Source organism: Latilactobacillus graminis DSM 20719, from assembly GCF_001436415.1.
Taxonomy (GTDB): Bacteria; Bacillota; Bacilli; order Lactobacillales; family Lactobacillaceae; genus Latilactobacillus; species Latilactobacillus graminis.
Genome location: NZ_AYZB01000010.1, coordinates 1 through 941 on the forward strand (window position 1 = coordinate 1; position 941 = coordinate 941).

The window sequence follows — 941 nt, forward strand, 5'->3', positions numbered from 1 at the left end:
ATTCATGTTCGAGAAGTTCCAGACTCAGTATCTACAAAATTATCAGAGCAAGCAACGCAGTTAGGTTACAGCAGCCGAGACGATTATTTACGCGATGTATTAGAGAAAGTGGCCACTGATGAAATGATTTATCACAGTGATGTTCGGTACGAAATCGCGATGGAAAATTTGGCGAAACAAGTACAGACGTTCGGCGACATTCTTTATTTAAACGTATCGCTAGGTTTACTACGGTCACCATTTGAGTTCGATCATGAGGGTAACGTTGTTCACCGTAAAACCTTCGCCGAAATAGTGGCTGAAGATAACACGAGAGGGGTGCGCGCTGATGTCCAGTAAATCCAAATATAATCTTTATATTGATGATGAAATTTTTGAAGGATTTTGCGCTTTGGCTGATGAACAAAAGGTTCCCCGAGGTCGTATGTTTGAAATGTTATACGATCAGTATATTCACAACGAGTTAATAAAAGAGCGCAATAAAAATGAGTCTGCTGTGCAAATGAAACTATTGCGTGAGCAGATAAACTCATTCGCTTCACAGTCAGAAATGCTGATTCAGATGGCTAACACGTTAGCGGTGAAATTTAACTTTAATCAGTTGATCAACACTAATATTAATGAGTCCGGCATGGTGTCAGATGCAAAGAAATTTGTTGCTGCCCAACGGCATTCTGAAATTCTAAAACATCAAACACAAAATAACGACATACTTAATAATTAATCGTAAGGAAGTGATTACATGGCTGGTATGCCAGGAGTAATCGAGACAGTTCGTTTTATTCGACCAGGTGCGAAAGCATTTCAAGGTTTTATCGATTATATGGATCGTGACGAGGCAGTGCGTAATGAACACTTCAATGAATACAGTGCCTTTTCACCCGCTAACTATGATGACTCTTTAACAGCCGTTGAGAAAAATCAAGACAGCGAATTTAAAA

2 protein-coding genes and 1 pseudogene are annotated in these 941 nt (G+C 39.3%); all 3 read left to right on the plus strand.

Going from position 1 to position 941, the window contains the following annotated elements; translation table 11 throughout:
• Positions 1-339, plus strand: a 339-nt coding sequence (locus FC90_RS09275) for a hypothetical protein (RefSeq protein WP_057908032.1), incomplete at its 5' end; no start/stop codon positions are given.
• Entirely contained in the window at positions 329-724 is a 396-nt protein-coding gene (locus tag FC90_RS04080) for a hypothetical protein (protein WP_057908033.1), read from the plus strand. The genes FC90_RS09275 and FC90_RS04080, both read left to right, overlap by 11 nt.
• Before the next feature lie 18 nt (positions 725-742).
• Positions 743-941 (plus strand): annotated as a pseudogene (locus FC90_RS04085) (relaxase MobL); the annotation flags it as partial.

Excerpts from the sequence above, each read along its gene's own strand:
- FC90_RS04080 (WP_057908033.1), top strand. The coding sequence starts at position 329 with ATGTCCAGTAAATCCAAATATAATCTTTATATTGATGATGAAATTTTT.